The sequence below is a fragment of the Taibaiella koreensis genome (assembly GCF_003545715.1).
Classification (GTDB): domain Bacteria; phylum Bacteroidota; class Bacteroidia; order Chitinophagales; family Chitinophagaceae; genus Taibaiella; species Taibaiella koreensis.
This window is the reverse complement of record NZ_QVNU01000007.1, coordinates 41,363-59,853: the sequence shown is the minus strand read 5'-3', so window position 1 is coordinate 59,853 and position 18,491 is coordinate 41,363. Positions and strand designations below refer to the sequence as shown.

Genomic DNA, 18,491 nt, shown 5'->3' with positions numbered 1-18,491 from the left:
GGACACTATGGGCATACGCGTTTTTATCTATGATGATCACCACAACAGGCGGGACAGCCTCAAAGCATTAATCGGTCTTAACGATGAGCTGGTATTTGCCGGCGATGCCGCCAATTGCGATAAAGTATTACAGGATATGGAACAATTCTATCCTGATGTGGTCCTGATGGACATTAATATGCCTGGTGTAGACGGGCTGGAAGGACTGCGTTTGATCAAAACAAAACACCCGGAGATCCAGGTACTGATGCAAACGGCGTTTGACGATAGCAATAAGATATTTACCAGTATAAAAAGCGGTGCGAGTGGTTATATTCTCAAAAGTGACAGCCCGCAGCGAATTTTACAGGCTATTGAAGAAGTGTACCGGGGCGGGGCGGTAATGAATCCTTTTATTGCCCAGAAAGTGCTGGAATACTTCAGGCCTCGCCAGGCCAAATCGCTGCTTAGTCCAAAAGAAGATGAAGTCCTGGCCCTTTTAGCGGAAGGGCTGAGCTATAAAATGATTGCGGAAAGACTGGGAGTCAGCTATAGTACCATCAATACCCATACCAAGCATATCTATGAGAAGCTTCATATTTCTTCCCTTGGAGAAGCCATAGCGTATTATTATAAAAACATAAAATGATAATACCTTTTCTCTGTTACCACCATCCGGATACTGGCTGAAAAATTGTCTCCGGAAGTACCTCCATTTGAGTTGATACTTTTCGCTATTCTATTATCCCAAACTGTTTCAAATGATGGGTAAAGTGCTTACCATGCCATATAAGCCATTCATGATGATCCATAGGACCAAAGCCGCCGTGGATGGCAGTGATGCCGGGTTGTTCAAAATAGCGATCAAAGACTTCCAGCTCATTCATTAACTGGTCAACAGCAGTTGGTATGTCGGGATATTGGTAGTGCTCCGGGAGCGAATTAAAAACCACGTTCCGACCGATCTCTGCATCGGAGTAAACCATTCTCATTTTACTTTGATAAGCCTCATCGGCAGGTCGTTCGCAGAAAGGTATTTTTTTGCCGTTTGTCCATTCTACCTGGTCAACCAGGTGTTCAATCATTTGCTGGGGTGTCATTTTGCCCCATACTGGTGTTGCTTGCGGATCAAGCGATAATAACAATTCACGTAGCTTCGTCCGGTTATTGATATCAAAAAACTGAGTCATAATTATTTATCGTTCTACAATTTTATAATTTCCATACTTCAACATGCCTACCGCTAGGTTGCGCTGGGCCCATATGGCGACCTGATCCCAAAAGTATTAGATTTTCTCTTCGCGATATCATTAAAATACATGCCTTAAGGCAGCAATTTGTAAATTGAAGCTTATAAGGCGGTTACTCATACATACGACACACTTACACAGAACATCATTACACTTAATAAACGGCGCTTTTTTGGTTAGGTGTGAGCCCTCAATTTGCGGGTATAAAGAAATATTAATAGAGGCTAAGAATTTCAGGACAAATATTGATTATGGCGGCGACCGGCACGGGAGTTTAAATAAATTTCAATATTGAGCGACTCGCAGCGCGTTTAATGAGGGAAATACCCAAAACTTGAATGCTTCCCGCCAGAAGAGTTATACAAGAATTGGCGGCCGGTCTGCTAACCCATTCTTATTATGACTGGTGATTAAACATTCTATAAAACAAATCCCGATGTTCCATCAGAATAATCTGATCCTCATACTCCTTTTTCTTATTTGTGCTTACAGCACATCTTACGGACAATCACATCAATGGCTAAGCGGAGGAGGAGGACCCTATGCAGCACCACCTGGCTATAACGCCAAAGACCTGACAAGGGAAATAGCCACCGATGACAACGGAAATGTTTATGTAATTACTGAGTTTATCGCTACAGGCAGCGTTACTTTTGATACCATGACATTTCCGATACAGACAGGCATCAACAGCATGTATCGGAGCAAAGCAGCATTACTGAGCTATAGTTGTAACGGGCATATACGCTGGGGTAAGATAATCGAAGGCACACAGGATTTCCGTTTCTCTACCATCGTATACAATGGCGGCAATGTTTATATAGCGGGCGTCGCAGATGGCATAGGTGCTAATGAAAGGTACTTCGGCACCGATTCGACTATGAGCGGTAATTATTATAGCTCCTGGCTGATCAAATATGATACTTCCGGTTCGTTGCTATGGATGCGCTCCCAGGCTGATAATTCTGTAGCCTCTTATGCACCAACGGGAAACTGGTTTTGCAAAGTACTGATGCAGGATACGTTGATCCACTGTATCAGATCCATATTCGGGAGCGGCGCTCATCTTTCACCTTCCGTTATAAGCCACAGAGGCATTTATGATTATACTTATACACCGCAGGGAGATCTCTTAAACGTTGTAAGACTTCCGCTCGCCGATTCCATGCTTATTGTAAATATAGACATGAAAAGCAGCATCCATAGCCCCACAAATACGTTGTATCTGAGTGTCGTAACCCAAGACAGTTACCAAGGTTCGGGCATGGCTGTCTTCGACGCTTCCCGGAACCTTGTCGGCCATGATACCTTTACGACTACAGGCGTGAGCTACGGAGGCACAGCATCCGGCTTCAGGAGTGGTAATGCCCAATACACACTCGGCACCTATTTCGGAGCCAACTGTACCTTTAAGGGCCAAACCTTCAACAATCCGTTTGGCAACGGAAGGTTCGGCTTTGTAATGAAAACAGACTTGAATGGCAATCTGATTTGGAAACGCCAGCTTAATTCAGTGGCCAGCACAGACGTCGGGCTTACTGCGTGGAACGGCGACTTGTCTGATAGTAAAATAGCCCTGACCGGATTTGCGAAAAGCGTTGTGATCGGCTCCGATACATTGATCTTGCCCGGCATTACCGGCAAGATCCCCGTGGTTGTCATGGACAGTTCTGGTAATGTGGTGAAGATGGATTTCTGGAACAACGACAACTCCACCGGAGGCATTGAATCCGGCACGACAGCGACCTTTCGCAAGAACAATATTTATATAGGGGGAACGGTAACGGATTCCATCTGGGCAGGTAATTCTGGCTACCGAAGCCATGGTGGTCCCAGCGATTTTTTTATCGCCAAATATGGATACAGTTGCAATTGTTCACCGCCTTTTGCTGTATTTACCCATACGGCGCCTGATGCAACAGGTCTCGTCACTTTTACCGCTACCTCTATAGGGATAGACAGCGTACGCTGGCGTTTCGGCGATGGCAGTACCAGCACCCTGCTCAATCCATCCCATACTTTTCTACCGGGCAGCTATACTGCTTGTGTTACCGTCTATAACGCTTGTGGTAATTCGCAAAGCTGCCAGACGATAACCATTGATTGTCCACAGCCATCAGCGGCATTCAACTATACCACAACAGGCAACATGGTGACCACAACCTATACCGGTAGCGCTCCGGTAGACAGCATACGCTGGGACTTTGGCACCGGCGCTTATACAACAGGCTTTACGGCCAACCATACCTACCCCTCATCAGCTACCTACACTATTTGTGCCATCAGCTATAAGGGCTGCGGCACAGATACGGCCTGCGAACAAGTCACCCTTGCTTGTCCCTTGCCTGATGCAGGCTTCAGCTATACAGCATCCGAAAAGGCATTGCAATTTCAATATAACGGCATACAGCCCGCAAACACCGTTCACTGGAGTTTCGGAGATAATGAGGTCGGAACAGGCCATACAACCAGCCATACTTACGCAGATGCCGGCAGCTATGTGGTATGCGTAACAGGCACTAATTCCTGCGGCGACAGCAGTAACTGCCAATCCATTCAGGTGCAGGGAGGGGTAGGAATCATTGATCCCGCCGATTTTTCCCGTGTCCTGGTTTATCCCAACCCCACGGCCAGGGTACTTGTTATAGAAAACATGATGCCTTCTTCTGTGCTGCATATCTATGACGTTAGCGGGAAAAAACTTCGTAACATCACTATCACAAAGCCGAGAGAAAACATCGATATAAGTAGCTTGTCTCCCGGCGCCTATTTATTAATATATACAGGCACTAAACAACAGGTATCCTGGCGTTTTATAAAAGAATAGGCAAAGAAGCACTTTTGATCTCCAGATTTAAAGACTAAGTTATAGTTTGAGCGGGACATGTTTTGGGAGCCGGCCTTGAGCCTGAACTACTTACAGCGGCTAATCCCTTATGACAAATAAGGTGGGAATATTTTTGAAATCACAATGGCTAATCATAAGGTTCAAGCTATTAAATGTTTCCGTTATAGTATCACGCTTGCTCAAAAACGGAACACACCTGTATAAAATTGTTCACCGTTAATCATTCGTTCTTTTTTGTCCAGATATAAGTTTCCAAATTGCAGGTAGTAAGCAACACGAAAATAGGTTCTCATTCCTTAGCGAAGACATGTTGATTGCCCCGGAGCCAGAGCACTTCAGCGCAGTTTTTCTTAACACTTAAAACCGATAAAAATGAAAAAGAAAAAAGTAGCCCTCGGTAAATTATCCTTAAACAAGGGCACTATTGCACCTCTTACCAGTACCAATGTCGCTATGGTTGTCGGTGGAGCTACAATTGATAACTGTTCTTTAAATTCCGTTTGTATTTGCGCTCAAACGAAACCACCGGTTTGTGCGCCCATAACTGTTGGCGAAACATTGCCCTGTAATGGTCGTATATGTTTCATCACAGACTAAGCACCGGGAACCGAACTGCATCAGAAATGCCCGATCATTGCTGATCGGGCATTTCTGACATTTACATCAGCCCATACCACCAATAAGTCTCAGGAATTCTTCTTTTTTCCTTGAGGATACCTGTATCTCTTTTTTATCGCTCATGATAACCAGCCCCCCCCTGCCACGAACATATTTTTCAACGTACTTCAAATTGATCAGGTGCTGATGATGCACCCTGGCAAATCCATGATCTTTCAGCAACTCTTCATAGACTGCAAGCGTTTTTGATACAACTACTTTTTTCCCTCCGGTTAAATAGACATAGGTATAGTTGCTGTTGGCTTCACATCGAACGATATCTGCGGTATGCACGTAAATAAAGCCTTCTAAAACCGGCAACGCGATTTTAGGCAGCTCTGGTAGCCGTCTGAAGCTTTCAAAAAATCCTTTGAGCTGCTGCGCTTGCTGCTTGTCATCCCGCAGCTGCTTAACACGGTTGACCGTTACTATAAGTTGATCGATATCGATCGGTTTAAGCAGGTAATCCAAGGCATGGTGCCTGAAGGCCTGAAGGGCATAGCTGTCATAGGCCGTAACAAATACGGTATAAAAATCGATCCCCGATAATTTATTGAATAATTGAAAGCCGTTCTCCCTGGGCATATTGATATCCAGGAACACCAGTTCGGGCGCGGTGTCCCTGATCGAGACGATTGCCTCATCAATACAGGATGCCTCTGCGACGACCTTGATATCGGGGCAATATTTAACAAGAAACCGTTGTAATATTTTGCGGCTTTCGTATTCATCATCGATGATAACTGTACTAATCTTATTCATATCGCTATTTAATGGGTATTATTATGATTACTATGGTTCCTTGCCCATAGCCCTGCAGCGTGTTTTTATCCAGAATGTTTACAGCGATATAGGTATTATACAGCTCGTTGATTGTAGCGATACGACCGTCCGTAATTTTCATGCCCATAGACTCGTAGTTGCCAGGCCTGCTATCCAGTGCTTTCGCTTTTACGAAGCCGACGCCGTTGTCTTCTATTGTACAGACTATATTACTACCATCGCGATGAAAAGATATCGTCAGCTTTCCCCGTATGCCGTCCAGGTGGCGCAGCCCGTGAATGATGGCGTTTTCCGTATAGACCTGCAGCAACATTGTTGGTATTTTCTCCTGTTCCATTTCAGGGCCTAATTCAATACGGTAAGCAAAAGCATGCCTGGAACGCATTTGCTCCAGTTCTATATAGGTTTTAAGTAGCGACACTTCGTCGGCCAAGGAAATCCAGTGTTCTTTTGAGTGATTGAGGGTTTGCCGTATAAGCCTCGCAAATGCCGACATATAGTAATTGGCACTCCGCTCATCATTCTCACTATAATAATTCTGGATCGCGTTCAAAGAATTGAACATAAAATGAGGATTAATCTGAGCACGTAACGCCTGCATCTCAAGTTCAGCCATTCTGCGCCTTCGACTCGCGATTTCCGTTTCCCTGCGTTTCAGGACGGCTACTCTTCGTTTATAGATCAGCGCAAGCAGGAGCAGCATGGCCAATATGACCAGCACAATAAACCATATCTCTCCCCAGAATGGCGGCAGTATAGTGAGATATAGTACTGCAGCGCTCTTACTCCAATTGTTGTTCTTACCGGCCGCCCAAATCATAAGTTCATATTGGCCTGGCTTGAGCGCACCCAGGTTCAAAGTACTTTGGGTCGTTTGTATCGTATCGTTACCGCTGCTACCCCGCAGCAGGTACCGATAGGTAATATCATTACCACCGACATAAGAAATGCAGGTGTAACTAATGACGACATTGTTTTCATTATATTTCAGACTGACATTCCTTGGATAATTGATAACCTTATTTTTATGGGATAGACTGAGTACATAAACCTGCGATGGTACAGTAAGGTCGGTTTGATCTTGCCTGATGACCACAATTCCCCTGGACGTCGCTAAATAGGCTTTCCCTGCTGCAAAAGCGATATCGTTGATGATATGCATGGGTAAACCTTCGGCAGTCGATAAATGATAAATGGTGCAGGTCGAGTCGTCAAGCAATGTAACACGATCGATCCCTTTATCTGTACAGACCCATATTCGCCCCTGCTCATCAACGGCGGCCTTACTGCAGAGATTACTGATCAATCCTTTTCTTTCATCAAGATGAAGGGTCATTTTCTGCTTATCCAGGATATAAAGCCCGTCATTGGGCGTGCTGACCACTACTTGCCCTTTTTTTGTTACCGCAAGCGACGTAATATGCCTGTCGGGCAAAGCGCCATTGCCAACCCACTGCTGTATCACATTCTCTCTACAGTAATATAACCCATTGATGGTGCCCATCCACAAAGTTTGCTGATCATCTATAGCTGTTGCCGTTACCAGCGTGGTAGCCGCTGCAAAAGGCAAATAGTTCCATACATCACGGGCTATATTGTATAGCGCGGTGCCACCATGCCGCCAGTTGTTAAAACCAACAAGGCAGCTATTGCCAGCAAGGCATCCGGACTTCTGCGGAGCATTTAGCATCATTTCATTTTTACCACTTGCCCTGCTGATTTTGTACAACCCGGCATCTGTACCGGCTAGAAAAGCTGCTTGATTGATGGGCAGCATATAGCGAACCCGGTTCCAGAAATTACCGCTATTTATGTTAAATGATATTATACTCCCATCTCCGATCTGGTCTATAAGGCCGTTATCATAGCCTGCCAGTATGCCTTCCGGTGTGTAGCAAACGGAGAGCACATTGTCTCTGGACAAGCCCGTTTTACGATCATAGATTTCGATGGCATTGGGAGCATCCATATATATGCCATCGCTGGCAGTAAGATACCAGGAATTACCTTGGTGATCGGTAAAAAAATGATTGACTGCCGTTCCCTTTAGCGCCACTGCCTGCCGGGAATCTATTTCCTGCTTTGCCGGATCGTAGGCAAAAACACCCGCTTCTGTGCAGCACCATATCTCCTTATTTTTACCTGGTACAAACTTGAGTATTTTATAAGGCGTTCTTACCAATTTTACCAAAGGCTTTGTCCCCGAAAAATTGATGTCGCAGAAGAACTTCGTCCCAGACCGGTATAAAGCATCTCTGGAAAGAACGCCATACAAATGCCCCCCATAAAAAGCGGTACAGATATAGCTACCTTCCAGCAATGTATCCCAGCCATGGCTAGTCTTCTTCAGTATCCGGTCCGGATCTATCACATAGTCGACGCCTGCGTAATGGAACGGCAGGGGCGTGCCCTCAAAAGTCCTGCCAGGGTCGGAAACGGTTATCCGGTCCTTGTGTACGATATAGGTACGTTTACCTATCAGGCAAAATTCATTTTGCACATTATAGGAAAAGAAATGATATTTTATTCCGGCTCTTTCGACGCTTCGGCATAAAGCGTCGTTATGTGTCGAGTATACTTTGCCATCGAGGATGTACGCCGGCTTTCCATTGTAGCACAATAGCCAGCAACGATGCCAGGGGTCTTCCATCATGTCGAAAATTTCATTGTCTGGCAGTCCCTGTTTGCTGGTAATGTTTTCAAAATAATGCCCATCAAAACGACTCACGCCCCAGTTCGTGCAGAACCAGATAAATCCGCGACTGTCCTGGAAAGCGCTGTACACAGTATTACTGGGTAGCCCTTCGTTTATGGTATAATGCCTCATGAGTTGTCGTTGTGCACGACTATATGTTGCACTGCAGATTAGAAGGATGAGGAGGTAAGCGTAACGAACCATGACATTGATTACCGGTCTAAAGTAGGAAGAAATTACCGGCAATTGAAAGAACAGACAAGTCATGCAGCAAGGGATTGCACAGTTACTCATCGATAAAACATACCTGCTCAAAAACAAACGCGCTGAATCATTTGCCTTTTTTTTCCACCATAATTTCTCATATTATCTGATCCAATTGGACTTGATGAGTTTCCCGGCGAAATAGTTGTAAATGCTTGCTAAACCACATGTTTTTTGTGTAGGTGAGACATCAATTTTAGCCAAATTGAACGTCGTCTTTACCACCATTTACAAAGCCAATAAAATAAACCACCCTAAGATGTAGGGTGGCTATTTTTAATCATCATCGCCGGACTTTATTTAGCAAAGTAGCTTAACAAATCACTGGTGTAGTAATTGTCCCGGTACATGGCGGAGTGCTCGTCGGGCAAGCGTCGCAAACGGATTCGCAGGTGCCAAAACAGCTATTTTCAAAAGTGTGACAAACCTGAGGGGTTGAAATCATGCCGCCTACGACCTTGTGTTGGTCATCTGCGCCAAGGTTTGAAATCGTCTCTTTGGCTAAAACAAGCTTTCTGCTGATTTGAATCTTTTGTTTTTTCATTTTTTGGTTTTTAGTGGTGTTTTAATAAAGTATTTTAAATGTTCCTCGGCCGGAGGTTGGTTGTAACATGTAAGTCATGTGGGTTTATCCTGGAATAAGAATATGCATCTGTTTTGAAGTTATTCTTTAAAACATGGTCAGCTCTTTTCAAAAGTCATGATGCAATTATAAATTGGACGACGATCTTTTCCTTCTGACTGTCCTTTGTTTTGCTTTATCTATTACCTGCAATTTGGAGGCTTATATTCAAACCAAAAACAGCAAATGATTGGGCGTGAAGATTTCTGAGTATGTGAGTCACATTGCAGAGTATGTGTTCCAGACTTTGATGAGATCAGACCTATCATTCCAATTGACACAGCCTTCGCCGGCTTTCGGATTTAAAAGCTGCTCACTGAAATGGAAGATAACGCCGTAAAACGAGTTGACGTCCAATAGCCTATGGCCATCAACTATTGGTGTGCTGATTGACAGCAATCGTATCGTGCAATTGTTCAGTAATCTGCTCAGTAATGCGTTAACAACCGGTTCTGGCAGAGGCGTTTTTGAAGGCGAAAAATTGATACTCCGGGTCAGTAATTCCGGCAAACCCATTTCTGACGCGGTTATAAAATCCTTATTCCATCCGTTTTCCCGCGGCGACATCAAGGCCGGAGAAAAAGGTTTGGGGCTTGGCTTATTCATCTCCTCTGAAATCGTAAAGGCCCATAGCGGGACTATCGAAGTTTCTCTGATAAAAAAACAATGTTTGCGGTGATTATTTAGGAGCCGCATTAAAAGATTAGCAGGCGTCCGGCAGCAATAAGCCGAAGACGGTCAACAGCAAAAATATTCGCTTTTCATACCGAAACCTGTCTCTTTAAGATTTGGTCCTTTTTGTGCTTGACAACGCCCAAAGGATAAGCAGCGGCTGAAAGGCCAGCCTCACCAGTCGCTTGTTATCCGTGTTAAGCCCGAAGGCGTTACGGTGATGCGTGTACTGTGCAATATTACCGGGGAACACAGCGGCGAAAAAACCGGCAGCTATCTTACCTACGAAATCACGGTGTTTTTTCGGCGCGGCAATCAGCGCCGTTCCCAAAGCGATCTCGGCAAAACCGGAATAAACCACGGTATCATCCTTTTTGAGTGGTACCCAATCGGGCACTTGCGCACGGAATGCTTTGCGGGCAAAGCTCAGGTGACTGGTACCGGCGAAGACCATGGCCACACCTAGCAGGATACGCGCGCTATTTTTGATTTTTTCTTTTTCCATTTTTACTCTTCTTTATCGCTTTCCGCTTCGGCTTTTTTGTTTTCTTCCAGCAGGTTGGTGGTGTGAGGATGCTCAGCCAATATACTTTGATAGTTGTATCTTTTTCGATAAATACAGAATTGACAGCTGTTTCTACGAAAAGAGCATTCCTACCGATGCTTCTGCTTCCGGTTATTTTGGGTACTTCAATACCTTTTCCGCAATACCAAGGATAAGCATTACCAATAGCATATTTCAGATTTTCAAACATGCGCCTGTAAAATTACGTAATGCATCAGGATCATATTCTGTATTTAACAATAATAAGCTATACACTATCAGTTACGGTTGGCCTTGGAAAGCTTCTCTCCCTGTGGAAAGAATAAATTTTGACCAAACACTAACAATACTTTTTCTCAGGGCTCAGTTCTCCTCTCAAAAAGCCTTTCATCTTATTTAATCTAAAAAGTCCTACCCCGCCCAGCCTTCCCGGTCCAGGCTGCGGTATTGGATCGCCTCTGCCACATGCTCGGGGCGTATCGACGATCTTTCTTCCAGGTCGGCAATAGTGCGTGCTACCTTAAGAATGCGGTCGTAGGCCCTGGCGCTGAGGTTGAGCCGCTCCATAGCTGTCTTGAGCAGGTTGTTGCCGGCATAGTCCAGCACACAGATCTCCTTGAGCAGCTTACTGCCCATAACGGCATTGCAATAGATACCCGGATGCGCCTTAAACCGCTCTGTCTGCCGGTTGCGGGCCTTCACCACCCGCTCCCGGATGGTGGCACTACTCTCGGCCACCCGTTGCGACGATAGCTCGGTAAAGGCTACCGGCGTTACTTCAACATGCAGATCGATACGATCCAGCAGGGGTCCGGAGATCTTGTTAAGATAGCGCTGTACCATTTGCGGGGAGCAGCTGCAATCCTTTTCGGGATGGGTGTAATAGCCGCAGGGACATGGATTCATGGAAGCGATAAGCATAAAGCTGGCCGGAAAATCGATGCTCAGTTTGGCCCGGGAAATGGTTACCCGCCGCTCTTCCATAGGCTGTCGCATCACTTCCAGCACCGTACGCTTGAATTCTGGTAGCTCGTCGAGGAACAGCACACCATGGTGCGCCAGCGATATCTCGCCCGGTTGCGGAAAGCCGCCACCGCCTACCAGCGCTACATCGCTGATGGTATGGTGCGGACTGCGGAAGGGGCGCCGGGCCACCAGCCCGGCATTGGCCGACAGTTTACCGGCTACAGAATGTATTTTGGTGGTCTCCAGTGCCTCGTGCAGGGTGAGCGGCGGCAGTATGGTAGGCAGTCTCTTGGCCAGCATAGTCTTGCCGGCCCCGGGCGGACCAATAAGTATGGCGTTGTGCCCACCGGCCGCTGTGATCTCCAACGCCCGCTTGATATGCTCCTGCCCTTTGACCTCACTGAAATCGATGTCGAAATGATCCTGGGCTGTAAAAAACTCGGCCCTGGTGTCGACCTTGGCAAGGGGTGGCCTCCCCTCCCCTTTTAACAGCTGCACCACCTCCTGAAGGTTCGCAACCGCAAATACATTTAATCCCGATACCAACGCTGCTTCCCTTGCATTTTGCTCCGGCAGGATCATGCCGGTAAATCCTTCCTTCCGGGCCTGGATGGCCATAGGCAACACGCCCTTTACCGGCTGCAGCGCTCCGTCGAGGGAGAGCTCGCCCATCAGGATATGGGTTTTAAACAGGTCGGACGGCAGCTGCCCGGTAGCGCCGAGTATGCTGATAGCAATAGGCAGGTCGTAAGCCGAACCTGCTTTTTTGAGATCGGCCGGCGCCATATTGATCACCACACGGCTCCGCGGCCGTTCAAACCCGTTGTTCTTAAAAGAAGAGAGAATACGGTCGATGCTTTCCTTCACAGCATTGTCGGGCAGGCCCACGATGGCGTAGCCCAGCAAGCCGGCGGCTACATCGGCTTCCACGGTGATCGTCATCGCCTCTACGCCCAGCACGGCGCTGGCAAATACTTTTACAAGCATATCGCTGGATTAAGATTTCAAATATAACAACATGCATCAATTATGCAAAATCTGATTCTATGAGCCTCAGCGGTCGCCTGTCATCGTTTCCTTTCGCATTCCTTAAGGCCAATAGGCGAAAATTAGCCCTGCATTCTTTACTTTTGCGCCCAATATGTCTACGCCCCATTTTCATTTGCTCAGGATCAAAGAAGTGCGCCCGGAAACGGCCGAATGTGTATCCGTGTCCTTTGATATTCCGGAAAGCCTGAAAGAAACCTTTCATTTTTTACCCGGCCAGTACCTTACGCTCCGCACCAATATCGACGGCGTGGAAGTACGTCGCTCCTACTCCATCTGTTCTGCACCCGGCGACGAGCTGCGGGTGGCGGTCAAAAAAGTGGACCAGGGCAAGTTCAGCGGTTTCGTAAATGAAGGGCTGAAAGCCGGCGATACGCTGGAGGTGATGCCCCCACTCGGTAAATTCACGCCGAGGAGCAATGAAAAAACGGCAAAGAAATACCTGGCTTTTGCGGCGGGCAGTGGCATTACGCCGGTGATCGGGATCATGAAAACCGTATTGCAGCAGGAACCGGAAAGCGAGTTCACGCTTGTTTATGGCAATAAGAACAGGGGTTCCATTATTTTCAAAGAAGGCATCGAAGCCCTGAAGAACAAGTATATGGAGCGGTTGCGGATATACCATGTGTTTACCCGTGAAACCATGGACACGCCTTTGTTCAATGGCCGCATCAATACGGAGAAAGCAAAAATGTTCTGCGAACGGCTGATCGACCTGGAGCAGATCGACGAGATCTTCATTTGCGGACCTGAAGATATGATCCTGGGATTGCGCGATTATTTTATCGAGGAAAGAAAGATGCCGGCGCAGAAGGTGCATTTCGAGCTTTTCTCCTCCCCCGACCAGCCCAGGGCTGTACACAAGGACTGGGAAGAGAAGCAGCAACAGATCGATCACAGCAAGATGAGCCGGGTAACCGTACGGCTCGATGGTGCGGCCTTCGAAATGGACCTGGCTTATGGCGGCAATAATATACTCGACGAGGCCTTACGCCAGGGCGCCGACCTGCCTTATGCCTGCAAAGGCGGCGTATGCAGCACCTGCAAGGCCAAGCTGGTTTCGGGCGAGGTGGATATGGAAGTCAATTATGCGCTGGAGCCGGACGAACTGGCTGCCAACTTTATCCTCACCTGCCAATCGCATCCCCGTACCGAAAAGGTAGTAGTAGATTTTGATATCAAATAAAAAATCGAAGCAGAATGAATACGATGCAGTGCTTCCCAGGCGCTGCATTTTTATTTAACACATATTCTGCCGGAAAATGCTTATATTCATATCGCCAATAATACAATAACCCTGCCTATGCCTGATGCGTTCACTTATCTGGTTGTCGACGACGACGAGCTGGACCGCCTGACCCTCATCAGCGAGGCTACCAAGTATGCCTGCCTGCAACGGGTAGGCACCTGCAGGAATGGCCGGGAAGCGCTCGAATACATTCGCCATCTCAAGCCCGATATTGTTTTTTCCGACATCGAGATGCCCGACATGGACGGTATGGAGATGATGCGCACCCTCTACGGAACGGTGCCCATACCTGTCTTTATCACCTCTCATCCCGAATTTGCTCTTGAGAGCTATGACCTGGAGGTATTCGATTATATCCTGAAACCCTTATCGGCCGAGCGGTTTGAAAAATGTATCAGCCGCATACAGGAATTTTTCCGCCTGCGGCAGCGGGCTATGGCTGTGGCGCAACCCGAAGAAAACGGTTACATCCTGGTCAAACAGGGCTACGAGAAGCACCGCCTGCACCATAGCGATATTCTTTACCTGGAGTCCATGAAGGACTATACCAAGATCAGGACCATTTCGGGCCAAAGCCTGCTGGTGCTGGAAACCCTCAGCAGCCTGTTGCTGCAATTGCCCGGAGATCAATTCATGCGCATCCATCGTAGCTATGCCGTCAACCAGCGCAAAGTGGAGTCGATAGGTACCGGCAAGGTAATGGTGCAGGGCGTAGAGCTGCCTGTGGGCAAATCGTTCAAGTCGGCCGTAGGAACAAGAATAAGTTAAGCCCGATAACATTAAGAATATTTAACAAACATTATTCCCTACCAATATACCTAACGATTATTTTTGCGCTCTGCAATTATCCTTTAAACCCCCTCATATGAAAACAGAAGAATACATTATCATCCTGGTGGGCGTTACCGCCGACGACAAGGAAGTGACCATTGTGTACAGCTCCGACTCCCGCAACGAAGTATCGGTAAAAGTGAGCTACAGCAGCGGGAAAACCGTAAAAACCTTTGAGCATATCGCTCCTGCGGAACAAGGTGTGCTCACCTTCCCATCAAGCGGCTTAATGCCAGGCACCTATACCTGTGCCATTTATGAGAATGGAACAGAAAGAGACAGCAGGTCATTTAATATCAGGTAAACTATGACCTGTATTCAAAAGGCCTGCATCTGCATGCAGGCCTTTTGACATTAGCATATCCATAATTTAAATATTACCTTAGTACTACATTAGACCAGACCAAACATCAGTGAATACGTTTTGCTTCCCGCATATGCAATCCCTCTTCTGATGAGATATATCTTTATCCTGCTGCTGCTTTGCCAACTTCAGCCACTTTTCGCCCAACAGTCCGCTATCCCCGATTTCGATCGCATAAAGGATTATACCGTCCGTATGGATAGCCTCAAGGCTTATTGCAATATTCAAATAGGTAGCGATGCAGCCAAAGGCGTTGATTTTCCACAGGCGATCGCCTGTAGCCGGAAAGGCATCGCTATGGCCCGGAAAGACGATTACCTGCGCCGCGCTCATTTTGCTCTGGTAGCCGGCATAGGTTATTATTCACTTGCGAGCTTCGACAGCGCGCTTATTTTCATGAAGCTATCGGTTAAAGAAAGCGTCCCCGCCCGTAACAGCTTGCTCATCGCCTGGAGCAGGAGCAATCTTATCCCCTTGTATATGCAAAGCCAGCAAGCGGCGGCAGCCGACTCCATAGCAGATGAGCTGAAGGTGTTCGCAGATACTTCAAGGGAACAGACAGCGCTGGCCAAATGCTATTATGGGCTGGCCACTTATTATTACCTGAAGTCCTACTACGCGACTGCTCAAAGCTATTATCTGCGCAGCCTGGAGATCATCCGCCGCCTCATGGATACCTCGGCAGATAACCGGCATCGCATGGATTATGCCGTCCAGAACTACATGTTGTATAAGGTGTATGCCAATACAGAGCTGTACGACAAAGCGCTGCAGGCGCTGAAAGAGGGCGGCAACTACCTGCATAGCGCTGCTTCGCTTACACTGCGTTATTATTCAGCTTATGTGGATGTCTATACCACCACACCCATCGCCAATATCGACTCCGCATTGCATTATTATCACCTGCTTGAGGAGCTGCCGCGACCCGGTAAGGGTATCAACTCCGAATATGTGATCTCCAATATAGCGTTGGGCCAGTTTTATACCAAAAAGGGCGATTTTACACAGGCCCAGGTCTATATCGATAAAGCCACAGCGCTGGCCGATGCCAGTAAGGCGCCCTTTCTCATCCACCAGGTACAGAATATTAAGGGTATCTATAAATACCATACCGGCGCTTACGACGAAGCCATTGTCTTGCTGGAACAAGCCATGGCCATTAATAAAAATGTGCACAAAGGCAATTACCTCGAAGACCTTTACCTGATTGCCCAGTCTTACAAAGCCAAAGGCAACCTGCGCAAAGCCATGGACTATTACGACCTGTACGACCGGGAGAAAGATACTTTTACCAAAGCCAATATGAACCGGTACTTTGCCGACCTGGATGTACAATACCGCTCCAGGGAAAAGGAAAAGCAGATCAGCTCGCTCAGCAGTGAAAACCAGTTGAGGGCACTGGAGCTGGCTAACGCAAGCCGGCTGCGGCTGTTGCTGATCGCCGGGCTGGTGGCACTCGGCATCATTTCGCTGCTGCTGTTCCGCATTTACCGTAATAAAGAAAAGCTGAACAAGATACTGAACGAGCGGAACAGGGAGCTGGACCAGCTCAATGTGCGGCTGGCCCTGGCCAATGAAAGCAAGGCCAGGCTGTTTGGTATCTTCAGCCATGACCTGCGCTCGCCGGTAAGCAAGATCGCCCAGTTCCTGCGCCTGCAAAAAGAAAATCCCGACCTGTTCAACGATAACGCGCGTTCGGAATACCATGAAAAGTTCACGCAAACTACTGCCAACCTCCTCAATACCATGGAAGACTTGCTCTTATGGAGCAAAAGCCAGATGGAGAATTTTACACCCGAATACCACGCGGTGGCCATAAAGGAGCTGGCAGAAAGAGAGCTGGGCCTGCTACGCGGGCAGGCGGAAGAAAAATCATTGCACATCGATAACCAGATACCGGAATCGTTCTTTTCGGTAACCGATGAGAATTTTGTGAGCATTATCCTGCGTAACCTGCTGCAAAATGCCGTGCGGTACAGCCGCGAGGCCGGAACCATTACCCTGAATGTACAGGATAACGAGGTATGGATCTCCAATCCTTCTACTTCTGGCATGAGCGCGGCGGCACTGAACGAGCTGTTGCAGCGGGAGTCGGTCAGCAGCAGCAATTATGGCCTGGGATTACAGATCGCCCACGACCTGGCCGGGCGTATCGGTATCCGGCTCAGCTTTACAGAAGCGCAACCGGGATATATTACCGCAAAGCTTGCATGGGAGCGACCTTCATAGCTTCATAAGGACGGGCATCAATGGTCGTAGCTGAGCACACGGCTCACTTTCCAGCCTTGACCGGTCCTGCGCCATACCATTGTATTCTTAAAGGTACCGCAGTCCTGCTTTCCTTGTTCAAGGTGGCAAAAGCGATGCCGGCTTTCTGCAATCGCCCCATAATCTTTGACCGGGTACACTTCCAGGCTGCCCGGGATCAATTCTCTCCTCAGACCGGTAGTGGCATTTTGCTGAAACAGGCGTTCAAAGCCTTGCTTTGTCTGCTCATAGCCCGATAGACCACCCTTGTCGTGGTAAAACTCTAGGTCTTCTGTAAAGAAGGACATAAGCCCGGCCAGGTCGTGCCGGTTAAAAGCAGCGAACATAAGGCTATCCTCGCGGGCGATCTCGCGGTACAGGGTTTCCGATACCGGCTTATAGGCCTTTGCTACCGGGCGGCAAGCGGTACAGGCCTGGAAGCAGGCCGGCAACAGCAGCAGGCCGGCTATCCGGCAGATCATCAGTTTTAGGGTCATCGGTTTGTATTTGTCTGGCCCACCCGTTAGGGCCGGGCTTATTTCCGGTAAGCTAATCGCTTTCTATGCGCCATTCCAGGTCGATCCGATCCAGGTCGGTATCAGGATAGCCGATCTCCTCCCGGCTGAATGTCCGTTTGGCGGGATCGAGAATGAGACAGAGTGTTTCATCTATTTCAGAAAGGTTGCCGGCGATAACTTCTTTCAATTGGCGTTGCAGGTAATAGCTGTAATGCAGGCCTGCCGAAAAACCTTCCAGCATACCCGCGTTGGGATAGGTTAATTTAAATACCTCCTGCCTGAAGCGAAGCAAGTGATTGAACAGCCAGGCGATGTCAGCCGGCTTTTCGCGGATATCGGCCATTAGCTCCGGTTCCAGTTCCGTTATTTTTTCCTTGATTTTTGCATGGAGCGCCGCATTGGCGCTTTCCTCACGATCGTGCAGGAATTCCCCGTGCAGCAGATACTGGAGATCAGAAAGCTGACTCAGGCGACCAGCCCTGTCCTGTTTACCCCCTCCAAAGGAATAGACGATCTGAACCGCCGGATTGATCTGCTTTTTGGTCAATCCGAAAGCTGCCTGTAGGGCCCCGATCCGTGCCTGCCTCGCCATCGCCGGCCGGGAATGTCTTCTATCCGGCAAACACCATAAGTAATTGTAGTCCAGTATAAGGTTCAATAGATCCTCTACGGTTATTATTGCATTCATAGCCTCATTAATCTTGTTATGGGGATGCTGCTGTAGCAGACCAGGCCGGCGCCATCAATGACCGCCACCGAAATGCATGTTGGAGCAAATCGAGAATCCGATAAGCAGCTCAACCACCAGCCATATGCCGCCGGTGAGCAGCATTATTTTACCACGCTTCCTTGACTCCGGAATGAGCGCCAGGATGAACCCCGTCAGCAGCAGCACAAAAGGTGCAAAAAGCAATATGAGCAGCAAAGAGAGCAGGATCATAGCTAAAATAAGGAT

18 protein-coding genes are annotated in these 18,491 nt (G+C 47.7%); 8 read left to right on the top strand and 10 right to left on the bottom strand.

Features of this window, described 5'->3' with window-relative positions; all coding sequences use genetic code 11:
- Window positions 1-7: 7 nt before the first annotated feature.
- Window positions 8-628 carry a response regulator gene (locus DZK30_RS20510; RefSeq protein WP_118976065.1) on the top strand — a complete coding sequence of 207 codons (621 nt, stop codon included), beginning with the start codon at window positions 8-10 and terminating at the stop codon, window positions 626-628.
- Between the two features lie 85 nt (window positions 629-713).
- Here DZK30_RS20510 and DZK30_RS20505 read toward each other — a convergent pair whose 3' ends face one another.
- Entirely contained in the window at window positions 714-1,169 is a 456-nt protein-coding gene (locus DZK30_RS20505) for a DinB family protein (protein ID WP_118976064.1), read from the bottom strand.
- 496 nt (window positions 1,170-1,665) lie between these two features.
- Between DZK30_RS20505 and DZK30_RS20500 the strand changes: the two genes are divergently transcribed.
- Together DZK30_RS20500 and DZK30_RS26010 are read left to right on the top strand one after the other, a co-directional pair.
- Window positions 1,666-4,056: a PKD domain-containing protein gene (locus DZK30_RS20500; RefSeq protein ID WP_118976063.1), complete on the top strand. Its 2,391-nt coding sequence runs from the start codon at window positions 1,666-1,668 to the stop codon at window positions 4,054-4,056.
- A 393-nt stretch (window positions 4,057-4,449) separates the two neighbouring features.
- Window positions 4,450-4,674, top strand: a complete 225-nt coding sequence (locus tag DZK30_RS26010) for a class I lanthipeptide (protein ID WP_162903289.1) — start codon at window positions 4,450-4,452, stop codon at window positions 4,672-4,674.
- Window positions 4,675-4,740: 66 nt separating this feature from the next.
- Here DZK30_RS26010 and DZK30_RS20495 read toward each other — a convergent pair whose 3' ends face one another.
- The 3 genes from DZK30_RS20495 to DZK30_RS26005 all read right to left on the bottom strand — a co-directional run bounded on the left by DZK30_RS20495 (window position 4,741) and on the right by DZK30_RS26005 (window position 9,020).
- The gene (locus DZK30_RS20495; protein ID WP_118976062.1) at window positions 4,741-5,496 is read right to left on the bottom strand and encodes a LytR/AlgR family response regulator transcription factor; all 756 of its coding nucleotides are present in this window, start codon (window positions 5,494-5,496) and stop codon (window positions 4,741-4,743) included.
- Window positions 5,497-5,500: 4 nt separating this feature from the next.
- Complete coding sequence (locus tag DZK30_RS20490; protein ID WP_162903288.1) at window positions 5,501-8,344, bottom strand: sensor histidine kinase; 2,844 nt, start codon at window positions 8,342-8,344, stop codon at window positions 5,501-5,503.
- 445 nt (window positions 8,345-8,789) lie between these two features.
- Window positions 8,790-9,020 carry a class I lanthipeptide gene (locus tag DZK30_RS26005; protein WP_162903287.1) on the bottom strand — a complete coding sequence of 77 codons (231 nt, stop codon included), beginning with the start codon at window positions 9,018-9,020 and terminating at the stop codon, window positions 8,790-8,792.
- Between the two features lie 460 nt (window positions 9,021-9,480).
- On the opposite strand from DZK30_RS26005, the gene DZK30_RS20485 reads away from it, so the two are divergent.
- Window positions 9,481-9,777, top strand: a complete 297-nt coding sequence (locus tag DZK30_RS20485; protein WP_205529513.1) for a sensor histidine kinase — start codon at window positions 9,481-9,483, stop codon at window positions 9,775-9,777.
- A gap of 102 nt (window positions 9,778-9,879) precedes the next feature.
- Here DZK30_RS20485 and DZK30_RS20480 read toward each other — a convergent pair whose 3' ends face one another.
- The 3 genes from DZK30_RS20480 to DZK30_RS20470 all read right to left on the bottom strand — a co-directional run bounded on the left by DZK30_RS20480 (window position 9,880) and on the right by DZK30_RS20470 (window position 12,267).
- A complete protein-coding gene (locus DZK30_RS20480) occupies window positions 9,880-10,275 on the bottom strand; it encodes a DoxX family protein (protein ID WP_118976059.1) in 396 nt (131 codons plus the stop codon).
- Window positions 10,250-10,525 (bottom strand): hypothetical protein, encoded by a 276-nt coding sequence (locus DZK30_RS20475; protein ID WP_118976058.1) that lies wholly within the window; start codon window positions 10,523-10,525, stop codon window positions 10,250-10,252. The genes DZK30_RS20480 and DZK30_RS20475 overlap by 26 nt, the downstream gene beginning before the upstream one ends.
- Before the next feature lie 200 nt (window positions 10,526-10,725).
- A complete protein-coding gene (locus DZK30_RS20470) occupies window positions 10,726-12,267 on the bottom strand; it encodes a YifB family Mg chelatase-like AAA ATPase (RefSeq protein WP_118976057.1) in 1,542 nt (513 codons plus the stop codon).
- 154 nt (window positions 12,268-12,421) lie between these two features.
- Between DZK30_RS20470 and paaE the strand changes: the two genes are divergently transcribed.
- From paaE to DZK30_RS20450, 4 genes are all read left to right on the top strand, one after another.
- On the top strand, window positions 12,422-13,513 hold the full coding sequence (paaE, locus tag DZK30_RS20465; protein WP_118976056.1) for a 1,2-phenylacetyl-CoA epoxidase subunit PaaE: 1,092 nt from the start codon (window positions 12,422-12,424) through the stop codon (window positions 13,511-13,513).
- A gap of 117 nt (window positions 13,514-13,630) precedes the next feature.
- Window positions 13,631-14,344, top strand: coding sequence for a LytR/AlgR family response regulator transcription factor (locus DZK30_RS20460; protein ID WP_118976055.1), 714 nt, complete (start codon window positions 13,631-13,633; stop codon window positions 14,342-14,344).
- A 97-nt stretch (window positions 14,345-14,441) separates the two neighbouring features.
- Complete coding sequence (locus DZK30_RS20455) at window positions 14,442-14,711, top strand: hypothetical protein (protein WP_118976054.1); 270 nt, start codon at window positions 14,442-14,444, stop codon at window positions 14,709-14,711.
- A 150-nt stretch (window positions 14,712-14,861) separates the two neighbouring features.
- Window positions 14,862-17,000 (top strand): ATP-binding protein, encoded by a 2,139-nt coding sequence (locus tag DZK30_RS20450; RefSeq protein WP_118976053.1) that lies wholly within the window; start codon window positions 14,862-14,864, stop codon window positions 16,998-17,000.
- Window positions 17,001-17,017: 17 nt separating this feature from the next.
- On the opposite strand, the gene DZK30_RS20445 is transcribed toward DZK30_RS20450, so the two are convergent.
- Genes DZK30_RS20445 through DZK30_RS20435 form a run of 3 tightly spaced genes read right to left on the bottom strand, consistent with a single transcriptional unit; the run spans window position 17,018 to window position 18,476 of the window.
- Complete coding sequence (locus tag DZK30_RS20445) at window positions 17,018-17,515, bottom strand: nuclear transport factor 2 family protein (protein ID WP_118976052.1); 498 nt, start codon at window positions 17,513-17,515, stop codon at window positions 17,018-17,020.
- A 52-nt stretch (window positions 17,516-17,567) separates the two neighbouring features.
- Window positions 17,568-18,224: a hypothetical protein gene (locus DZK30_RS20440; RefSeq protein WP_162903286.1), complete on the bottom strand. Its 657-nt coding sequence runs from the start codon at window positions 18,222-18,224 to the stop codon at window positions 17,568-17,570.
- A 54-nt stretch (window positions 18,225-18,278) separates the two neighbouring features.
- Window positions 18,279-18,476 (bottom strand): hypothetical protein, encoded by a 198-nt coding sequence (locus tag DZK30_RS20435; RefSeq protein WP_118976050.1) that lies wholly within the window; start codon window positions 18,474-18,476, stop codon window positions 18,279-18,281.
- Between the last annotated feature and the right edge of the window lie 15 nt (window positions 18,477-18,491).

Excerpts from the sequence above, each read along its gene's own strand:
- DZK30_RS20450 (WP_118976053.1), top strand. The coding sequence starts at position 14,862 with ATGAGATATATCTTTATCCTGCTGCTGCTTTGCCAACTTCAGCCACTT.
- DZK30_RS26005 (WP_162903287.1), bottom strand. The coding sequence starts at position 9,020 with ATGAAAAAACAAAAGATTCAAATCAGCAGAAAGCTTGTTTTAGCCAAA.
- DZK30_RS20470 (WP_118976057.1), bottom strand. The coding sequence starts at position 12,267 with ATGCTTGTAAAAGTATTTGCCAGCGCCGTGCTGGGCGTAGAGGCGATG.
- DZK30_RS20505 (WP_118976064.1), bottom strand. The coding sequence starts at position 1,169 with ATGACTCAGTTTTTTGATATCAATAACCGGACGAAGCTACGTGAATTG.
- DZK30_RS20445 (WP_118976052.1), bottom strand. The coding sequence starts at position 17,515 with ATGACCCTAAAACTGATGATCTGCCGGATAGCCGGCCTGCTGCTGTTG.
- DZK30_RS20475 (WP_118976058.1), bottom strand. The coding sequence starts at position 10,525 with ATGTTTGAAAATCTGAAATATGCTATTGGTAATGCTTATCCTTGGTAT.
- DZK30_RS20490 (WP_162903288.1), bottom strand. The coding sequence starts at position 8,344 with ATGAGGCATTATACCATAAACGAAGGGCTACCCAGTAATACTGTGTAC.
- DZK30_RS20460 (WP_118976055.1), top strand. The coding sequence starts at position 13,631 with ATGCCTGATGCGTTCACTTATCTGGTTGTCGACGACGACGAGCTGGAC.
- DZK30_RS20480 (WP_118976059.1), bottom strand. The coding sequence starts at position 10,275 with ATGGAAAAAGAAAAAATCAAAAATAGCGCGCGTATCCTGCTAGGTGTG.
- DZK30_RS26010 (WP_162903289.1), top strand. The coding sequence starts at position 4,450 with ATGAAAAAGAAAAAAGTAGCCCTCGGTAAATTATCCTTAAACAAGGGC.
- DZK30_RS20435 (WP_118976050.1), bottom strand. The coding sequence starts at position 18,476 with ATGATCCTGCTCTCTTTGCTGCTCATATTGCTTTTTGCACCTTTTGTG.
- DZK30_RS20500 (WP_118976063.1), top strand. The coding sequence starts at position 1,666 with ATGTTCCATCAGAATAATCTGATCCTCATACTCCTTTTTCTTATTTGT.
- DZK30_RS20495 (WP_118976062.1), bottom strand. The coding sequence starts at position 5,496 with ATGAATAAGATTAGTACAGTTATCATCGATGATGAATACGAAAGCCGC.
- DZK30_RS20440 (WP_162903286.1), bottom strand. The coding sequence starts at position 18,224 with ATGAATGCAATAATAACCGTAGAGGATCTATTGAACCTTATACTGGAC.
- DZK30_RS20510 (WP_118976065.1), top strand. The coding sequence starts at position 8 with ATGGGCATACGCGTTTTTATCTATGATGATCACCACAACAGGCGGGAC.
- DZK30_RS20455 (WP_118976054.1), top strand. The coding sequence starts at position 14,442 with ATGAAAACAGAAGAATACATTATCATCCTGGTGGGCGTTACCGCCGAC.
- paaE (WP_118976056.1), top strand. The coding sequence starts at position 12,422 with ATGTCTACGCCCCATTTTCATTTGCTCAGGATCAAAGAAGTGCGCCCG.